We start from the raw sequence: 19,080 nt of genomic DNA on the forward strand, positions 1-19,080 counted from the left end.
CCCGGGGCTGCCTCGCCCTGCCCGGAAACTCCTTTGTCCTGGCGGAAGAAGAAGTTCGACTTATCTCTCGCACAAGGGCTTTCCGTCGAGGACGAACAGGTCTACCGTCCATTTCGTGTACACGACATGACTCGCGTCACCGGGGTCGCTCCCGTCCCCGGTGACGCATGCGCGGCAGTCCCCGCGCGGCACGGCACGGCTACACCCGCCCGTACAACCGGCACTCTCCGGAGGACCTACGTGCACAGAACCAGAAAGCGGCTCCTGGCCCGGACCCGCGTCCGTAAATCGCTCGCGCTGTTCACCGGCGGCCTGCTCGCCGCCGCCACCCTGACCCTCGGCTCCGCCCCCGGCGCCACCGCCCACCCCGGACACCCCGGGCACGACGAGTCCGTGGCGGAGGACTTCCAGCAAGTCACCCTGGCCAAGGGCGCCGAGGAGACCGGCGAGCCCATGTCGCTCGCCGTCCTCCCCGACCGCAGCGTGCTGCACACCTCGCGCAGCGGCGAGCTGCGGATCACCGACAGCGCCGGCAACACCAAGATCTCCGGCACCCTCCCCGTGTACACGCACGACGAGGAAGGCCTCCAAGGCGTCGGCGTCGACCCCGACTTCGCCGAGAACCGCGCGATCTACCTCTTTTACGCACCGCCGATGGACACTCCCGCGGGCGACGCCCCGGAGACCGGCACCGCGGCCGACTTCGCGAAGTTCGAGGGCGTCAACCGGCTCTCCCGCTTCGTCCTCAACGAGGACGGCACCCTCGACACCGCCAGCGAGAAAAAGGTCCTGGACGTCGCCACCTCGCGCGGCACCTGCTGCCACGTCGGCGGCGACATCGACTTCGACGCCGAGGGCAACCTCTACCTCTCCACCGGCGACGACACCAACCCCTTCGCCTCCGACGGCTTCACCCCGATCGACGAACGCCCCGACCGCAACCCGGCGTTCGATGCCCGCCGCACCTCGGGCAACACCAACGACCTGCGCGGCAAGATCCTGCGCATCAAGGTCGCCGAGGACGGTTCGTACACCATTCCGGAGGGGAACCTCTTCGCGCCCGGGACGGACAAGACGCGCCCCGAGATCTACGCGATGGGCTTCCGCAACCCCTTCCGCTTCTCCGTCGACCAGGCCACCGGCGCCGTGTACGTCGGCGACTACGGCCCCGACGCCGGCGCGGCCGACCCCCAGCGCGGACCCGCCGGGAAGGTCGAGTTCGCCCGGGTGACGAAGGCCGCCAACTTCGGCTGGCCCTTCTGCGTGGGCGACAACGAGCCCTACGTCGACTACGACTTCGGCACCAAGGAATCGGGCGCCGCCTTCGACTGCGCCGCCCCGAAGAACGAGTCCCCGCACAACACGGGGCTCGTCGACCTGCCGCCGGCCGAGGCCGCGTGGATCCCGTACGACGGTGGCTCCCTGCCCGAGTTCGGCACCGGCTCCGAGTCCCCGATGGGCGGACCCGTCTACCGCTACGACGCGGACCTGGACTCCCCGGTGAAGTTCCCCGAGGCCTACGACGGCGACTTCTTCGCCGGTGAGTTCGGCCGCCAGTGGATCAAGCGCATCGAGCAGGACGCCGACGGCGGCGTCCAGTCCATCAACGACGTCCCGTGGTCCGGCACGCAGATCATGGACATGGCCTTCGGGCCCGACGGGGCCCTGTACGTCCTCGACTACGGCCTCGCCTGGTTCGGCGGCGACGAGAACTCCGCGCTCTACCGCATCGAGAACGCCACCGGAGGCCGCTCGCCCATCGCCGAGGCCTCGGCGAACAAGACGTCCGGCACCGCACCCCTGAAGGTGAGGTTCTCCTCGGCCGGCACCGCCGACGGCGACGACGACCCGCTCACCTACGCCTGGGACTTCGGGGACGGCGGAACGTCCACCGCCGCCAACCCGACGTACACGTACAAGAAGAACGGCACCTACACCGCCACCCTCACCGCCAAGGACCCGACCGGCCGCACCGGCTCCGCCAGCGTCCATGTCACCGTCGGCAACACCGCCCCGACCGTGGAGCTGGAACTCCCCGAGGACGGACAGCTCTTCGAGTTCGGTGACGCCGTGCCGTTCAAGGTGAACGTCAGCGACCCGGAGGACGGGACCATCGACTGCACCGAGGTCGAGGTCAAGTTCACCCTGGGCCACGACAGCCACGGCCACGACATCACCACCGAGCACGGCTGCGAGGGCACCATCAAGACCGCCATGGAAGGCGGCCACGACCCCAACGCCAACATCTACGGCGGCATCTCGGCCTCCTACACCGACAACGGCGGTGGCGGCCAGGCCAAGCTGACCGGCAAGGACGCCGCCCGGCTCCAGCCCAAGCACCGCCAGGCCGAGCACTTCGACGCCTCCTCCGGCGTCACCACCCCGGCCAAGTCCAGCGCGCACGGCGGCAAGACCGTCGGCGACATCCACAACGACGACTGGATCTCCTTCAAGACGTACGTCCTGGGCGGCACCACCAAGCTCACCGCCCGCGTCTCGTCGGCCGGTTCGGGCGGCTTCCTGGAAGTACGCACCGGATCGCCCACCGGCAAGATCCTCGGCTCGGGACCCGTCCCGGTGACCGGCAGCTGGGACACCTTCCAGGACATCGACATCCCGCTGCGCGGTGCGCCCAAGAAGCAGAGCGAACTCTTCCTGGTCTTCAAGGGCGGCGACGGAGCGCTCTACGACGTCGACGACTTCGAACTGTCCAACACCCCCGTCGACAAGACCGCCAAGCGTGTCCTGGTCTTCTCCAAGACCGCCGGCTTCCGCCACGACTCGATCCCCACGGGCATCGCGGCCCTGAAGGAGATCGGCAAGGACACCAACATCACGGTCGACTCCACCGAGTCCGCCGCCCAGTTCACCACCAGCAACCTGGCCCGCTACGACGCCGTCGCGTTCCTCTCCACCACCGGTGACGTCCTCAACGCCGAGCAGCAGAAGGCGTTCGAGAACTACGTCGCCACCGGCGGCGGTTACGTCGGCATCCACGCGGCCGCCGACACCGAGTACGACTGGGAGTTCTACGGCGGCCTCGTCGGCGCCTACTTCGACTCCCACCCGCAGATCCAGCCCGCCACCGTCCGCGTCGAGGACCACGACCACCCCGCCACCGCCCACCTGGACGAGGAGTGGGAGCGCACCGACGAGTGGTACAACTACGGCACCAACCCCCGGGACAAGGCCAAGGTCCTCGCCACACTCGACGAGACCACCTACACCGGCGGGAACATGAAGGGCGATCACCCGATCTCCTGGTGCCAGACCTACGAGGGCGGCCGCTCCTTCTACACCGGCCTCGGCCACACCAAGGAGTCCTACGCCGAGCCGGCCTTCCGCAGCCACGTGCTGGGCGGCCTGCGCTACGCCACCGGCCAGGTCAAGGCCGACTGCAAGCCGGACAAGGACTACCGGCCGATCTTCAACGGCAAGACGCTGGAAGGCTGGAAGCAGGCGGGCCCGGGGAAGTTCTCCGTCAGCGACGGCGCCCTGCACTCCGAGGGCGGCATGGGTCTGCTCACCTACCAGGCCAAGGAGCTGAAGTCGTACTCGCTGAAGCTCGACTGGAAGATGACCGGCGACGACAACTCCGGCATCTTCGTGGGCTTCCCGGAGTCCGACGACCCGTGGTCGGCGGTCAACAACGGGTATGAGATACAGATCGACGCCACCGACGCCGCCGACCGCACCACCGGCGCCGTCTACACCTTCAAATCCGCCAACATCAAGGCCCGTGACCGCGTCCTGCGGCCGCCGGGACAGTGGAACAGCTACGAGGTCAAGGTGCAGGGCGAACGTCTGCAGATCTTCCTCAACGGAGCGAAGATCAACGACTTCACCAACACCGACCCGGCCCGCAGTCTGAAGGACGGCTACATCGGCCTCCAGAACCACGGAGCCGACGACCAGGTGTCCTTCCGCAACATCCAACTGAAGGAGCTGCCCTCGAAGTAGGGCGGCCGCCTCTGCCGACGACGGGCGGGGGAAGCACACACCTTCCCCCGCCCGTCGTCCTCCACCCCCGACATCCCCCAGGGAGGCAGCCCGTGACCGCACGCGCCGATCGTCAAGGCCGAACCGACGCCCCGGACCGCAGCAACGCCCCGAACCCCTCGGAGGCCACCGGCCCCGACGCAGCCGCGGGCCGCACCGGCGTCTGGTTCATCGGAGCACGCGGCTCCGTGGCGACCACCGCCACCGCGGGCTGCGCCGCCATCGCCGCGGGCCTGCACCCTCCGACCGGCATGGTCACCGAGACGCCCCCCTTCGCCGACAGCGGCCTGCCCGAACTGACCAGCCTGGTCTTCGGCGGCCACGACACCCTCGACTGCCCGCTCGCCAAGCGGGCCGAGGCCCTCGCCGACGGCGGGGTACTGCCGTACGGACTGCCCTCCGCCGTACGCGCCGAACTCGGCGCCGCCGACGCGGAGATCCGCCCCGGCGGACCGCTCCCCGGCGACACCCGCACCGACCAGGAGCTCATCGCCGCGTTCGCCGCCGACCTCACCGACTTCGCCCACCGCCACGCTCTGGCCCGCACCGTCGTCGTCAACGTCGCCTCCACCGAGCCCGCACCAGGACCCGGCGACACCCGGCTGCCCGCCAGCTCGCTCTACGCGGCCGCCGCCCTGCGGGCCGGCTGCTCCTACGCCAACTTCACCCCGTCCACCGGCCTGCGCACCCCCGCGCTCACCGACACCGTCGCCTCCAGCGGACTTCCCCACGCCGGACGCGACGGCAAGACCGGCCAGACGCTGCTCCGCTCCGTACTCGCCCCGATGTTCCTCCAGCGCGCCCTCGCCGTACGGGCGTGGTCCGGATCGAACCTCCTGGGCGGCGGCGACGGAGCGGCGCTGGCCGATCCGGCGGCCGCCGCGGCCAAGAACGCCGGCAAGGAGCGCGTCCTCGCCGACACCTTCGGCGCCGCCCCCGAGGGCGAGGTGCACATCGACGACGTCCCCGCGATGGGGGACTGGAAGACCGCCTGGGACCACATCGCCTTCGACGGCTTCCTCGGCTCCCGCATGATCCTCCAGACCATCTGGCAGGGCTGCGACTCGGCACTCGCGGCCCCACTGGTCCTGGACCTGGCACGGCTGCTCGCCCGCGCCCACGAGAAGGGGATCAGCGGCCCCCTACCGGAGCTCGGCTTCTACTTCAAGGACCCGGACGGCGGCACGTCGGCGGCGCTCGCCGAGCAGTACGCCACGTTGCTCACCTTCGCCGAGCGGCTGCGGGACCAGGCGTGAGGTGGCGACGGAACGCCCTCCGGGCCGCTCTCGCCTCGGCCCTGCCGGTACTCCCGGCCGGGCGGGCGAACGGTTTCGCACACGGCGTGGGAACGACCGCCGTGACCGATGATCGTCTGTCCGGTGCCGGCGGGACTGCGCCCGCACCGGACAGGCCCGAACCTCCCACCGCGGGCCGGAACGGGGAACGGGGCGCGGACGCCGGCCCGGGCCGGCCCGGCCGGACAGCCGACCGGGGCGCGCCCCGGGAGCGCCTGCGGGCCTGGGCGGAACTGCTGCGGGTCTCCGCGCTGTTCTCCGTGCCCGGGGACGCCCTGGCGGGCGCGGCGGCGGTGGGCCGCCGGCCCGGCCGGGGCACCGTCTTGGCGATGGGCGCGTCCCTGTGCCTGTACGAGGCCGGGATGGCCCTCAACGACTGGGCCGACCGCGACGAGGACGCCGTGGACCGCCCGCACCGCCCGATCCCCTCGGGCCGGATCAGCCCGGCGGCGGCCCTGGGCGCGGCCGGGGCGCTGACCGCTGCGGGCCTCGCCCTGGCGGCCCGGGCCGGCCGCCCCGCGCTGACCGTCGCCACGGGCCTGGCCGCCACCGTCTGGGCCTACGACCTGCACCTGAAGCACACGAAGGCGGGCCCGGCGGCCATGGCGGCGGCCCGCTCACTGGACCTGCTGCTGGGCGCGACGGCCACGGCGACGGCCAAGGCGACGGCGACGGCGCCCGTGACCGGGCCCGGAACGCCGGGCGGGGGAGGCCGGCCCGACAACGTTGCCGGAGCGACGGCCCCGGCAGCGGCGCGCGACGCGGCGACATCGGCTCCGGCGCGCGGCGGCCTGGCGGCATGCCTGCCCGCCCTGCCCGCCGCCCTGGTGCTCGGGACCCACACCTACGGCGTCACCGCCGTATCGCGCCACGAGGCGCAGGGCGGTTCCACCGGCACCCCGCTCGCGGTGCTGGCCACGACGACGGCAATCGCGGCGGCGGTGCTGCGGGAGTCGCGGGGGCAGACCCCGGACCGGCCCGGTGCGACGAGGGCCGGCGCCAACGCCAACGCCTACACCGGCGCTAACGCCAACGCCTACACCGGCGCCGGCACCAACGCCGTCGCGCGGCGTCTCGACGCAGGCCCGCTCGGAAAGGTCGCCGACCCCGTCCGGCTCCTGGTCATCGCGCTCACCGGCGCTTACCTCCGTACCTCCGGGCCACCCCTCCTGCACGCCGCGCTCAACCCGTCCCCGCCCCTGACCCAGCGGGCGGTCGGCGGAGGCATCCGGGCCATGATCCCTCTCCAGGCCGCGCTCGCCGCCCGCGCCGGGGCGCCCGTCACCGCTCTCGCCGTCATGGGCCTCGTCCCCCTCGCCCGCAGCCTCTCCCGGAAGGTGAGCCCCACATGACCCTCCACCTCGGATACGGCACCAACGGGCTCACCGACCTCCGCCTCGACGACGCCCTCGGCCTCCTCGCCAACCTCGGCTACGAAGGCGTCGGCCTGACCCTCGACCACATGCACCTGGACCCCATGGCCCCGGACCTCACCGAGCGCACCCGCCAGGTCCGCCGCAGGCTCACCTCCCTCGGCCTCCGGGTCACCGTGGAGACCGGCGCCCGCTATGTCCTGGACCCGCGCCGCAAGCACGGCCCCTCCCTCCTCGACCCGGACCCCGACGCCCGGGCCGCCCGCACCGCTCTGCTGGTCCGCGCCGTCGACGTGGCCGCCGAACTCGGCGCGCACGCCGTCCACTGCTTCAGCGGCGTCACCCCGCCCGGCGCCTCGACCGACACCGCCTGGAAACGGCTCACCGAAGCGCTCGCCCCCGTCCTCGAAGCCGCCGACCGGTCCGGCATCCCCCTCGCCATCGAGCCCGAACCGGGTCACCTCCTCGCCACCCTCGCCGACTTCCACCACCTGCGCGGCCTCCTCGGTGACCCGGGACCGCTCGGCCTCACCCTCGACATCGGCCACTGCCAGTGTCTGGAGGAGGCGACCCCCCTGGAGTGCGTAGTGGAGTCCGCCCCCTGGCTCCGGCACGTCCAGATCGAGGACATGCGGCGCGGAGTCCACGAACACCTCCCGTTCGGCGAGGGGGAGATCGACTTCCCGCCCGTGCTCGCCGCCCTGGCCGCATCGGACTACCAGGGCCTCACCGTCGTCGAACTGCCCCGCCACTCCCACGCCGGCCCCGAGCTGGCCCGCACCTCGATCGACTTCCTGCGCGACGCCCTGACACGCGGCACCGCGCCCCAGGGAGGCGCCCCGTGCTGAACTCCCGCGAGGAACTCGACGCCCGACTCGGCGGAGCCGCCCGGGCCTGGCTCGACGAGGCCCTGGCCGAGGCCGCCCACGACGCGGCCACGCCCGACGCCCCCGGCCGGGAGGCGGCCGGCCCGTACACCTCCCCGCCCTGGGAGCTGCGCTACGCCGCCGCCGGCCGGCACTGCGGCCTTGAGCACGCCGACTCCGTACGCTCCCTCCTGCTCGTCGAGGCACGCGCCACGCTGCCCTCCGTCACCCGTCTCTACGAACAGGGCACCGCCGCCGAACGCCGCGCCGTCCTGCTCACCCTGCACCGCCTCGACCTCGGCTCCACCGCGCTCCCGCTCGTCGAGGACGCCCTGCGCACCAACGACACCCGGCTGGTCGCCGCGGCCGTCGGCCCCTACGCCGCCGACCACCTGGACACCCACGCCTGGCGGCACGCCGTACTCAAGTGCCTGTTCACCGAGGTGCCGGTCGCGGCGGTCGCCCGGCTCGGCAACCGGGCCCGGGGAGACGCCGAACTCGCTCGCATGCTCGGCGACTTCGCCGCCGAACGCACCGCCGCCGGCCGCGCCGTCCCCGAAGACCTGCGCACGGTCGTCGACCTCACCGCCCCGGCCGACGAAGGCGCCCACCGGGCCCCGCCGACCGCGGCTCCCACAGCCCCCGCCCCCACGGAGGAGTCCTGATGCGCATCTTCGACCCCCACATCCACATGACCTCCCGCACCACCGACGACTATCAGGCGATGTACGACGCGGGCGTCCGCGCGCTCGTCGAACCCTCCTTCTGGCTTGGCCAGCCCCGCACCTCGCCCGCCAGCTTCTTCGACTACTTCGACGCGCTCCTCGGCTGGGAGCCCTTCCGCGCCTCCCAGTACGGCATCGCGCACCACTGCACGCTCGCCCTCAATCCCAAGGAGGCGAACGACCCCCGCTGCACCCCCGTCCTGGACGCGCTGCCCCGCTATCTCGTGAAGGACGGCGTCGTCGCCGTCGGCGAGATCGGCTACGACTCCATGACCCCGGCCGAGGACCACGCCCTGGCCGCCCAGCTCCAGCTCGCCGCCGACCACGGGCTGCCCGCCCTAGTCCACACCCCGCACCGCGACAAGCTCGCCGGTCTGCACCGCACCATCGACGTCATCCGCGAATCGAACCTCCCCCCGGAGCACGTCCTGCTCGACCACCTCAATGAGACAACGGTAAAGACCGCCACTGACAGCGGCTGCTGGGCCGGCTTCTCCATCTACCCGGACACCAAGATGGACGAGGACCGGATGGTCACCATCCTCCGGAACCACGGCACCGAGAAGATGATCGTCAACTCGGCCGCCGACTGGGGCAAGAGCGACCCCCTCAAGACCCGCAAGGTCGCCGACGCCATGCTGAAGGCCGGCTTCACCGAGGACGACGTCGACCAGGTGCTGTGGCGCAACCCGGTCGCCTTCTACGGCCAGAGCGGCCGCCTCCACCTCGACGTCCCGGCCCCCGATCCACTCCACGAGGGCAACTCCATCCTGCGCGGCGGGGAGTGAGGCGGCCATGCGCTTCCGCCACCCGGACGGCTCGACGATCCACCTCGCCTACTGCACCAACGTCCACCCCGCCGAAACCCTGGACGGCGTCCGCGCCCAGCTCCGCGACCACTGCGAACCCGTCCGCCGCCGACTCGGCCGGGACCGGCTCGGCATCGGCCTCTGGCTCGCCCGGGACGCGGCCCGCGCCCTGATCAACGACCCCGCCGAACTCCGGGCCCTGCGCGCCGAGCTCGACAGCCGCGGCCTGGAAGTCGTCACCCTCAACGGCTTCCCCTACGAAGGATTCGGCGCCGACGAGGTCAAGTACCGGGTCTACCGGCCGGACTGGACCGAACCGGACCGCCTGGCCCACGCCACCGACCTCGCCCGCCTCCTGGCCGCCCTCCTCCCGGACGACGTCACCGAAGGCACCATCTCCACCCTGCCGCTCGCCTGGCGCACCCCCTACGACGGCGACCCCGAGGCGGCCCGCACCGCACGCTCCGCCCTCACCACACTCGCCCAACGCCTCGACGCCCTGGCCGAGATGACCGGCAAGTCCATCCGCGTCGGCCTGGAACCGGAACCGGGCTGCACGGTCGAGACCACCGCCGACGCCATCGCCCCGCTCACCGACGTGGCCCACGACCGGATCGGGATCTGCGTCGACACCTGCCACCTCGCCACCTCCTTCGAGGACCCCGGCACCGCACTCGACGCCCTGGCCGCCGCCGGCATCCGCGTCGTCAAGTCCCAGCTCTCCGCCGCCCTGCACGCCGACCACCCCCACCTGCCCGAGGTCCGCACCGCGCTCGCCGCGTTCGCCGAACCCCGCTTCCTGCACCAGACCCGCACCAGCACCGCCGCAGGCCTGCGCGGCACCGACGACCTGGACGAAGCCGTCACCGGCCGGGCGCTCCCGGACAGCACCCCGTGGCGCGCCCACTTCCACGTACCGCTCCACGCGCCCCCGGCGCCCCCGCTGACCTCGACACTGCCCGTGCTCCGCGACACCCTCACGCGGCTCGTCGGCGGACCCGTGCCCCTGACCCGGCACCTGGAGGTGGAGACGTACACCTGGCAGGCGCTGCCCGCCGAACTGCGCCCCCGCACCCGCACCCAGCTCGCCGACGGTATCGCCGCCGAACTCACCCTCGCCCGCGACCTCCTGGTCGACCTCGGCCTCAAGGAACTGCCATGAGCACTCCCGAACCCGGCACGGAAACCGCACAGGAGACCAGCGGCCCCACCCCCCTCCTGGTCCTCGACGTCGTCGGCCTCACCCCGCAGCTCCTGGCCCACATGCCGAACCTCCGGGCCATGGGGGAGCAGGGCGCGAGAGCACCGCTCTCCACCGTCCTGCCGGCCGTCACCTGCGCCGCCCAGTCGACCTTCCTCACCGGCACGACGCCCGCCGAACACGGCATCGTCGCCAACGGCTGGTACTTCCGCGAGCTCGGCGACGTCCTGCTCTGGCGCCAGCACAACGGACTCGTCGAGGGTGACAAGCTGTGGGACGCGGCCCGCCGCGCCCACCCCGGCTACACCGTCGCCAACATCTGCTGGTGGTACGCCATGGGCGCCGACACCGACTGGACGGTCACCCCGCGCCCCGTCTACTACGCCGACGGCCGCAAGGAACCCGACTGCTACACCCGGCCCCCCGCCCTGCACGACGAACTCACCGACAAGCTCGGCACGTTCCCGCTCTTCCACTTCTGGGGCCCCGGCGCCGACCTGGTCTCCTCCCAGTGGATCATTGACGCCACCCGCCACATCATCGCCACCCGCACCCCCGACCTCGCCCTCTGCTACCTGCCCCACCTCGACTACGACCTCCAGCGCCACGGCCCCGACGACCCCCGCTCCCACCGGGCCGCAACCGACCTCGACCGGGCCATCGCCCCGCTCCTGGCCGACGCCCGCGCCGAGGGACGTACCGTCGTCGCCCTCTCCGAATACGGCATCACCCGCGTCGACCGCCCCGTCGACATCAACCGCGCCCTGCGCCGGGCGGGCCTCCTGGAGGTCCACACCCAGGACGGCATGGAATACCTGGACCCGATGACCTCCCGGGCCTTCGCCGTCGCCGACCACCAGCTCGCCCACGTCTACGTACGCCGCCCCGAGGACCTGGAGGCGACCAGGGAGGCCCTCGCGGACCTGCCCGGCATCGAGCAGCTCCTCGACGACCAGGGCAAGAAGGCACACCACCTGGACCACCCCCGCTCCGGCGAACTGGTCGCCGTCGCGGAGAAGGACGCCTGGTTCACGTACTACTACTGGCTCGACGACGCCCGCGCCCCCGACTTCGCCCAGCTCGTCGAGATCCACCGCAAACCCGGCTACGACCCCGTCGAGCTCTTCATGGACCCCCAGGACCCCTACGTCCGGGTCAAGGCCGTCTCGGCGGTCGCCCGCAAGAAGCTCGGCATGCGCTACCGCATGGCGGTCGTCCCCCTGGACCCCTCACCTATTCGCGGCAGCCACGGCCGCCTCCCCGAGAGCGACGACGAAGGTCCGCTCATCCTCTGCTCCACCCCCCACGCGTTCACCGACCGGGTCAGGGCCACCGAAGTGAAGTCCCTGCTCCTCCAGCTTGCCGGACTGCACTGACATTCCCCGTCACGCGCCCGGCACCGCACCACTCACCCCGTCAGGCCAGCAAGGGAGACACCCGAACATGAGCCGCACCTCCAAGGACACCGAACTCGCCCGCAGACTGAGCCGCCGCAACATCCTCGGTGTCGCCGCCGGAGCCACCGCCGCCACCATCATCGGCACGGCGAGCGCCCAGGCCGACAGCCGCGACCGAGGCCAGGGACACGGCAACGGCCACGGCCACGGGCATGACCACGGGCACGGCAAGGGCAAGCCCGTCCTGCCGCCCGGCCGCCTCGGCATCCAGCTCTACAGCCTCCGCGACCAGATCTCCACGCTGGGCTTCGCGCCGGTCTTCGCCGAACTGGAGAAGTACGGCTACGACGAGATCGAACTCGCGGGCTACACCCAGGGCTCGGCCGGTCCCATCACCCTGGCCCAGCTCAAGCGGCTGGCCCGGGACCACGGCCTCAACCCGATCGGCAGCCACGTCGGCTACTACGACGACAACAACCCCGGCGCGTACACCTTCGCCCAGAACCTGGAGAGGGTCCTCGACGACGCCCAGGCGCTCGGCCTCAAGCACATCGGCACCGCCTCGGGCCCGTTCCGCTACGGCTCCACGGTCGACGGCTGGAAGCGGGCGGCCGAGGACTTCAACACCTACGGGGCGGCCGCCCGCAAGCGCGGCATGAAGTTCTACCAGCACAACCACGCCGAGGAGTTCTCCTTCGCGACCGACAAGCCGAACGTGCGCCTCTACGACGTCCTGCTCGCCGAGACCGACCCGGACCTCGTCTACCTGGAACTGGACATCTACTGGGCCTACTGCGCGCAGTTCCGGTTCAGCAAGCGGGTGGACGGCAGCCCGGCCCCGCTCGACCCGCTGAAGTACGTCCTGAAGCACCCGGACCGCTACCCGCTCTTCCACGTCAAGGACGGGGTCCGCGACGAGACGACCCGCGACGGCTACCGCATGTCGGACGTGGGCGACGGGGACATCGACTACAAGACCTTCCTGTCCAAGGTCACCGGGCGCACCCACCGCGGCCGGACCTACCACCACTGGCAGGCGGAGCACGACAACCCGGTCGCGTCGCTCGCGTTCGCCCGCAAGTCGAGCGAGCACCTGCACTCGCTGCGCGAGGGCCGCTGCGCCGACTGATGCGTGAAGCCCGGGCCGCCGGAGTCCCTCCGGCGGCCCGGTCGCACCGCTCACCACGGCCCGGCCCTACCCGATGCCCTGCCGGTCGGGCTGCAGGGCGAACTCCCGGTCGGCGGCCACCGTCACCGTGCGCTCCACGGTCTGGACGAGCAGCGCACGATGCCTGACCAGCGACTTCTTCCGTTCCTCGGGGACGAGCAGCAGCAGGTCGTCCAGTCCCGCCATGAGCCGGCGCGTCACCTGGGGACTGCCGGCGACACACCACCGGATCTCCTCGAAGGCGAGATCGACCAGGTCGTCCCACTCCGGACCGTCCTGCACCAGTCGTACCCGCCCGTCCCGGTCCCGGTGGTGGACGGCGCCGAGCGGCAGGTGCGCCACGGCCGCGAGGAACTGCACGATCCGGTCCAGGCACTGCACGGCGGTGGTCGGATCGTTCACGGACGTCGACAGGGCCCGCAGCGCGATGTCCGCGAGCTGACGCAGCCCGAACGCCAGATCCTGGTGCAGGGTCCGCTCCACCGAGACGGAGACCGCGTACCGCAGCCGGCGCGGCGGCGGCACGGACCCGCCGTGGACGGCGAGCACCGGCGTCCCCGGCACCACGAAGTCCCCGACGCGGGGAATGAGCCGCAGCACGACGCCCTGCCGCCGCGCGGCCCGGACCAGCCGCGCCGTGTTCACGTCCCGCAGCACCCCGGCCCGCCCCTCGTGCAGCACCCGCGCGGTCTCGGGCCCCGGCTCGTCATCGCCCCGCGGCCCTCTCGGCATCCGGCCCAGCACCCGGAACGAGTCGCGCGCGATCCTGTCCACGACCGGCCCCACCTGCATCAGCCGCAGCGTCGCGCTCACGTAGACGACGAAGAGCAGCAGACTCAGCCCGAGCATCACCAGGATGAGCAGGCTCTGCACCAACGGGACCGAGACCACCCGGCGCGGATCGCTCTCGCTCTCGTAGGAGGAGAGCACCAGCAGTGAGAAGAGGAACGTCGCCAGGAACACCGTCAGCGTGAGCTTGCTGATCCGGCTCCTGACGAAGATCCGCACCACCCGGGGCGTCAGCTGGCCGCTCGCCATCTGCACCGCCACCAGCGAGATGCTGAACACGACGCCGATGAAGGTCATCATCGCCGAGCTGATCGTGGTGACGATCGTCTTCGCGTCCTGGGAGAACGCCATCAGCTCGCCCAGCTCCTCGTACGCCTCCTCCCGCTGGAGCAGCGTGACGATCGCGTCGTCCAGTCCGGTGGCGATCAACCACAGCACGAACACGCAGACGAACCCCATGATCGGGGCGGACCAGAACGTGTCGCGCAGATGCTCGCGCAGAGGGGACAGCGGGCGGGGCCGGCGGTAGCCGCGATCACTCATGGACGCGAAGGTAGCCCCGGGACCTCCGAGGACCGGGGAGGCCGGGCTCCCACCGGCACGCGCACCGCACTGACCACCGGATATGCGGGTGAAGGGCGCGCCGAACCCCTGGTATTGTTTTCCATGTCGCCGCGGGGAACACACCGCGAACGACAGACACCTTGTCCGGGTGGCGGAATGGCAGACGCGCTAGCTTGAGGTGCTAGTGCCCTTTATCGGGCGTGGGGGTTCAAGTCCCCCCTCGGACACCAAGGTCAACCGACCAAATAGAGCCGGTCAAAGCGACACTTCGTCGCTTTGGCCGGCTTTGTTGTTGCGGTGGATGTGATGTGATCCGGCCCTCCGCGGGTTCGCCGAGAACGAGTCCGGGTGCCCGCGGTTCGCTTTCGCCGTCGCTGCGCGCCGGAACGTCCGGGCTCGTCCTCAGCGGGGCTCGTAAGCCTTCGAGCGAGGCTCGTACGCCTTCGGCAGAGGCATGCCGCGGTCGGTCATGATCTGGCGGACCCGGTTCGGGTAGTCGGAGATGATGCCGTCGACGCCCATGTCCATGAGCGCTGCGATGGTGTCCGGGTCGTTGCAGGTCCACGGAATGACCTTCAAGCCCCGCGCGTGAGCCTTGGTGATCATGGCCTTGTCGGGGTAGAAGCGGAAACCCGGGTCGCCGATCTTCCCGTTCTGCGGGAAGCCGTAGTTGGGTGACAGTGCCTTGACGCCCTCGATGGAAGCAGCCGCGTCCACGAAGTCGCCGCCGAAGTCGTCGACGTCGATGCCACCGAGCCACGGGGAGGCACCGGGCTTGCCCACCTGGAGGAAGTCGTGGTTGGTCAGGGCCACCAGCGGCCAGCGGGGAGCGAGCCGGTGCATCGCCCGCAGGGAACCCCAGTCGAAGGACTGGATCGTCACCTGCTTCGCCATCCCCGAGCGCTTGATCTCCTCGAACACGCGGCGGACGAACAGCTCGCGCGGTGCGGTTTCCTCAGGCGCGCCGGCCTCGATCTTGGTCTCCACGTTGAGGGTGACCTTGTGGGCCTTGTAGCGCTTGACGAGGTGCAGGACGTCCCTGAGTTCGACCATCCGGAAGTCCTTGACGACCTCCTGGTTCGGGTGTCCGGGGAGTTGCTGGAATCCGCAGTCCAGGGTCTTGACCTGCTGCAGCGTGAGGTCCTTGATGAGCTTGCCGACATAGGGGTACATGGCGTCGCCCGGCGTGACCGGTGCGGTGTCACGGCACTTCTGGGCGCTCACCCTGCGGTCGTGGGTGACGACGACCTTGGAGTCCTTGGTGACCTGGGTGTCCAATTCCAGGGTGCTGACACCGAGGCGCAGCGCCTTGCCGAAGCCCTCCAGGGACCCCTCCGTCGTCATGCCGAGCCCACCCCGGTGCGCCTGAAGGTCGAAGCGCTTCTTCTGGTGCGACGCCTTCTCGGGGCTGTCGGCCGTTGCCGCGCGGGCGGTGACCGGAGCGGCGAGCAACGGCACCAGCACCAGGCTCAGCAGAACACGGCGCAGGGACATCAGGAACCTCTATTCAGTCGTTCTACACTTCCGCCCGAGAAGGTAGGCGAGGGAGCGAACACGACAGCCATCCGGCTCCGACGCAGACATGAACAGTGGCCTGCCAACCCAAGTCGGTACGACCGGCGCCGCGGTCAGAGGCGTCGAGGGCATGAACAGGCTCGTTGAGCGGGCGGGAGCCAGCGCATCCGGTGTCCGACCAGGTGCAGGTGCAGGTGCGGGCGGGGCGCTGGTTCATCACGGGTGGAGGCGGACGGGCAGTCTGGCCAGTTTCCAGGAGTTGGGGGCCGCTTCACGGACCAGTTCGTCCGGGGTGACGGCCAGAGCGAGACCGGGGAGGCGGTCCCACAGCGCGGTCCAGGCGACTTGGGCCTCCAGGAGGGCGAGGTGGTCGCCGATGCAGCGGTGGGGGCCGTGGCCGAAGCCGACGTGCGGGGAGCTGTGGCGGGTGATGTCGAGGCGGTCGGGATCGAGGTGGGCGCGGGGGTCGCGGTCGGCGGCGGCCAGGACCGGCAGGACCGCCTCGCCTCGACGGATCGGGCACTGCCTCAGGTGGAGGTCTTCGGTTGCGTAGCGGGGCAGGGCGCGGGGGCCGGGGCCGCTCCAGCGCATGAGTTCGTCGGCGGCGGCGGGTGCCAGGGTCGGGTCGTCGCGCAGCAGGGCGAGTTGGCCGGGGTGGGTGAGCAGGGCGGCGATGCCGTTGGCGATGAGGCTGGCGGTGGTGGTGTGTCCGGCGAAGACGATGTTGAGGATCAGCGCGACGTTCTCGGTGGGGGTGAGAGGGTCGTCGTGAGCGGCGAGCAGGGCGGAGACGAGGTCGTCGCCGGGGCAGGCACGGTGGTGGTCGACGAGCGTGTGCGCGGAGGTGATCAGGGCGTGCAGGGCATCGCCCAGGGCGGTGCCGGTGGTTCCGTCGGTGATCACACCGCCCCAGGCGGACCAGTTCGGGCGCTCGGATTCGGGGACGCCGACGAGCTCGCAGATGACGCTGAGCGGCAGGGGGTGAGCGAGGTGGGGGATCAGGTCGACGACGCCGTCCGGGCCGGTGTGGGCGGGGAGGGCGTCGAGGAGGGCGTGGGTGATGTCTTCGATACGGGGGCGCAGTCGGTTGACGCGGCCCGCGGTGAAGGCCCGGACGACCCTGCGGCGCAGGCGATGATGGTCGGGCCCGTCGGTACCGAACAGGGAGGTGCGCAGGTACTTCGCGTCCTCGGGGCGAGCACCGCGGGCGCGCCACAACTGCTCGATGCGGTGGCCGGGCTCGGCACCGGGCACGCGGGCGGGATCGGCGACGAAGCGGGGATCGGACAGCACCCGGCGCACATCGGTGTAACGGGTCGCCACCCACATCGGCTCCACCCCGGGCATCACACCGCGGACCAGCGGCGCCCGCTCGCGCACCGGGGAGAACGCGCGGACCGGATCGCGCATCAGTTGCGGATCAAGCAGGTCGATCGTCTCGGCCGCGAAACGCGTGCCGGCATCGGCGTCACGCTCGGGTGCGGCGGCTTTGGCGGCCTTGCCCTGCCCGGGAGCTGTGGTCGGTTCGGTGTTGGTCTCTTCCGTCATGGACACACTTTTCCTCGAATATGGCGTCGAGCCTCCAGGGCCTGAATACAGGCTGTCCCTTGACTCAGTGCCGTACTGGCGCTCACTCCTCGCTGGTGCGGCACCCGCATCCTGACGAATCCGATGGCCCTGTTCCGAAGCAGTTGCTGTGCAGGCAGCAGGACGACCGCGGGTCGACGGCTCGGTGGTCTGCTCGATCGCTTCGTCGGTCGGGCCGCCTGGGTTCGGGTGGCCACGTCCCCTCAAGGGGGTGTCAGTCGGCAAGGGCGAACAGCTCCACTGTGCCCGCGTGGCGGACGGGACGACAAGAGAGCTCCGGCCGGGTTACTCCGATCGTGTACATGGCGGACGCCAAACCTCCCGCTCACTGCGGCCGCGGGCCGAAAGTGCCGACGCAGGCCGTTCGCCTGCGGCGAGTTAGCGCACCTCCCCGCGACCGGTGGTCGCCCGGCCGCCCTCACCCCGAACGGTCACCGGTTGGATTCTCCGGCGACCGGAAACCCTTCCCGAGGCCGAACAACTGCTGCTCAGAACCGTGCGCACCCACTGCCCCGAGATCAACGCGCCCACCCGGCACGTCCGCGCCTTCGCGGTCATGCTGACCGAGCGCCAGGGCGAGCGTCTCCCGGACTGGCTCGCCGCCGTCCAGCAGGACGATCTGCCCGGTCTCCCCAAGCTTGCCGCTGGCATCGACCGCGACCGCGATGCCGTCATCACCGGTCTCGCCCTGCCCTGGAGCTCGGGCGCGGTCGAAGGCCATGTCAACCGGATCAAGATGCTCAAGCGCCAGATGTTCGGGCGGGCGGGACACCAACTTCTCTGCGAGCACGTGCCCCCGGCGTCCCGGCCCGCTCGACCACCCAGGTCCTGGTCGAAGTGGTCGACTCCGCCCACACCGAAGTCCTCGCCATGACCTATTCCGCCCGCCACTACCCACCCCTGACCGCCGCGCTCACCGCTGCCGTGGCACGCGGAGTCGACGTCCATATCGTGGAGTACGCCGCCGCCCTCGGACTGATCGACATCCGGCACACCGCGCCCGCCGGGGCCCGCACCGACTACCACCACCAGTGGGGCGCCGACCATCTCGACTGCCTCACCCGCTACGGCGGTCTGCTCGCCGTGCGCCTCAACCCCTCGGCGTCTACGCCACCGGCGCCGCAGACGCCTACCTCGCCTCAGCGTGCACGCAGGACGCCGCCGACGTCCGACGTGTCAAGGTCCTCGGCAATTTCGACATCGTCGCCCCCGACGGCCTGACGACCGCCGATACTTTGTTGCTTCGCGCCTACGCCGCGCAGACCGCCGACCGGGTCTGGCAGCTCAGCTCCGGCTCATTGCTCGCTGCTCTCGGCATCGGCCGCACTCTGCGGGAGCTGCGCGCATTCCTCACCGACCGCAGTGACCACGTTCTGCCCGACACGGTGTCCACTCTCCTCGCCGATGTCGAGGCGCGCTCCGGCAGGCTCACCGACCGGGGCCCTGTCCACCTGATCGAATGCACGGACCGCGCGCTGAGCCTGCTCCTTGCCGGGGACCGCAGACTCCGCACCCTGTGCACGCCGCTGGGCGAACTCCACCTCGCCGTACGCCCCGATGACCTGCCCGCCTTCCGCAAGCGAGTCCAGTACTGCGGGTACGTGCTGCCGACGTGAGCGCGACGAGCCATTTCCTCGACGGAGGGGTGGACATCCCCGACGAGCACTGGACCACTCGCGGCCGGTCAATGAGGAGCCGGGCTGAAGGCCCTGCGCCTCCGGCTTTCCCGTCACGATCCGGTCTCGGAGGCGGGAGGGGGGCTTGTTTTTGCTCGTGGAATCGATTCCAATCG

The 19,080-nt window shown here is 71.2% G+C and carries 15 protein-coding genes and 1 tRNA gene; 13 read left to right on the forward strand and 3 right to left on the reverse strand.

The features are described from left to right. Positions 1-240 precede the first annotated feature (240 nt). From D581_RS0100430 to D581_RS0100470, 9 genes are all read left to right on the forward strand, one after another. The gene (locus D581_RS0100430) at positions 241-3,960 is read left to right on the forward strand and encodes a ThuA domain-containing protein (protein ID WP_018955249.1); all 3,720 of its coding nucleotides are present in this window, start codon (positions 241-243) and stop codon (positions 3,958-3,960) included. A 92-nt stretch (positions 3,961-4,052) separates the two neighbouring features. After that, entirely contained in the window at positions 4,053-5,255 is a 1,203-nt protein-coding gene (locus D581_RS0100435; protein WP_018955250.1) for an inositol-3-phosphate synthase, read from the forward strand. Beyond that, positions 5,252-6,646, forward strand: a complete 1,395-nt coding sequence (locus tag D581_RS0100440; protein WP_018955251.1) for an SCO3242 family prenyltransferase — start codon at positions 5,252-5,254, stop codon at positions 6,644-6,646. Before D581_RS0100435 ends, D581_RS0100440 begins: the two co-directional genes overlap by 4 nt. Then, positions 6,643-7,515 carry a sugar phosphate isomerase/epimerase family protein gene (locus D581_RS0100445; RefSeq protein ID WP_018955252.1) on the forward strand — a complete coding sequence of 291 codons (873 nt, stop codon included), beginning with the start codon at positions 6,643-6,645 and terminating at the stop codon, positions 7,513-7,515. The genes D581_RS0100440 and D581_RS0100445 overlap by 4 nt, the downstream gene beginning before the upstream one ends. After that, complete coding sequence (locus tag D581_RS0100450) at positions 7,509-8,198, forward strand: EboA domain-containing protein (protein ID WP_018955253.1); 690 nt, start codon at positions 7,509-7,511, stop codon at positions 8,196-8,198. The genes D581_RS0100445 and D581_RS0100450 overlap by 7 nt, the downstream gene beginning before the upstream one ends. Beyond that, the gene (locus D581_RS0100455; protein ID WP_018955254.1) at positions 8,198-9,046 is read left to right on the forward strand and encodes a TatD family hydrolase; all 849 of its coding nucleotides are present in this window, start codon (positions 8,198-8,200) and stop codon (positions 9,044-9,046) included. The genes D581_RS0100450 and D581_RS0100455 overlap by 1 nt, the downstream gene beginning before the upstream one ends. A gap of 7 nt (positions 9,047-9,053) precedes the next feature. Next, positions 9,054-10,229: a metabolite traffic protein EboE gene (gene eboE, locus D581_RS0100460; RefSeq protein WP_018955255.1), complete on the forward strand. Its 1,176-nt coding sequence runs from the start codon at positions 9,054-9,056 to the stop codon at positions 10,227-10,229. Next, complete coding sequence (locus tag D581_RS0100465; protein WP_018955256.1) at positions 10,226-11,644, forward strand: alkaline phosphatase family protein; 1,419 nt, start codon at positions 10,226-10,228, stop codon at positions 11,642-11,644. Before eboE ends, D581_RS0100465 begins: the two co-directional genes overlap by 4 nt. A gap of 67 nt (positions 11,645-11,711) precedes the next feature. Continuing rightward, positions 11,712-12,794 carry a sugar phosphate isomerase/epimerase family protein gene (locus D581_RS0100470; RefSeq protein ID WP_018955257.1) on the forward strand — a complete coding sequence of 361 codons (1,083 nt, stop codon included), beginning with the start codon at positions 11,712-11,714 and terminating at the stop codon, positions 12,792-12,794. A 66-nt stretch (positions 12,795-12,860) separates the two neighbouring features. On the opposite strand, the gene D581_RS0100475 is transcribed toward D581_RS0100470, so the two are convergent. Continuing rightward, positions 12,861-14,165: a DUF2254 domain-containing protein gene (locus D581_RS0100475; protein WP_018955258.1), complete on the reverse strand. Its 1,305-nt coding sequence runs from the start codon at positions 14,163-14,165 to the stop codon at positions 12,861-12,863. A gap of 163 nt (positions 14,166-14,328) precedes the next feature. Between D581_RS0100475 and D581_RS0100480 the strand changes: the two genes are divergently transcribed. Continuing rightward, a tRNA-Leu gene (locus D581_RS0100480) sits at positions 14,329-14,416 on the forward strand. A 172-nt stretch (positions 14,417-14,588) separates the two neighbouring features. Here D581_RS0100480 and D581_RS0100485 read toward each other — a convergent pair. Together D581_RS0100485 and D581_RS0100490 are read right to left on the reverse strand one after the other, a co-directional pair. Next, complete coding sequence (locus D581_RS0100485) at positions 14,589-15,680, reverse strand: glycerophosphodiester phosphodiesterase family protein (protein ID WP_018955259.1); 1,092 nt, start codon at positions 15,678-15,680, stop codon at positions 14,589-14,591. 237 nt (positions 15,681-15,917) lie between these two features. Continuing rightward, entirely contained in the window at positions 15,918-17,249 is a 1,332-nt protein-coding gene (locus D581_RS0100490; RefSeq protein ID WP_018955260.1) for a cytochrome P450, read from the reverse strand. 439 nt (positions 17,250-17,688) lie between these two features. Between D581_RS0100490 and D581_RS1000000139195 the strand changes: the two genes are divergently transcribed. Genes D581_RS1000000139195 through D581_RS1000000138890 form a run of 3 tightly spaced genes read left to right on the forward strand, consistent with a single transcriptional unit; the run spans position 17,689 to position 18,904 of the window. Further along, on the forward strand, positions 17,689-18,162 hold the full coding sequence (locus tag D581_RS1000000139195; protein WP_486585777.1) for a transposase: 474 nt from the start codon (positions 17,689-17,691) through the stop codon (positions 18,160-18,162). Next, positions 18,159-18,509 (forward strand): hypothetical protein, encoded by a 351-nt coding sequence (locus D581_RS1000000141140; RefSeq protein ID WP_158688562.1) that lies wholly within the window; start codon positions 18,159-18,161, stop codon positions 18,507-18,509. The genes D581_RS1000000139195 and D581_RS1000000141140 overlap by 4 nt, the downstream gene beginning before the upstream one ends. Before the next feature lie 14 nt (positions 18,510-18,523). Beyond that, on the forward strand, positions 18,524-18,904 hold the full coding sequence (locus D581_RS1000000138890; protein ID WP_026290046.1) for a helicase-associated domain-containing protein: 381 nt from the start codon (positions 18,524-18,526) through the stop codon (positions 18,902-18,904). The last annotated feature ends 176 nt before the right edge of the window (positions 18,905-19,080 follow it).

Source organism: Streptomyces sp. CNB091 (genome assembly GCF_000377965.1).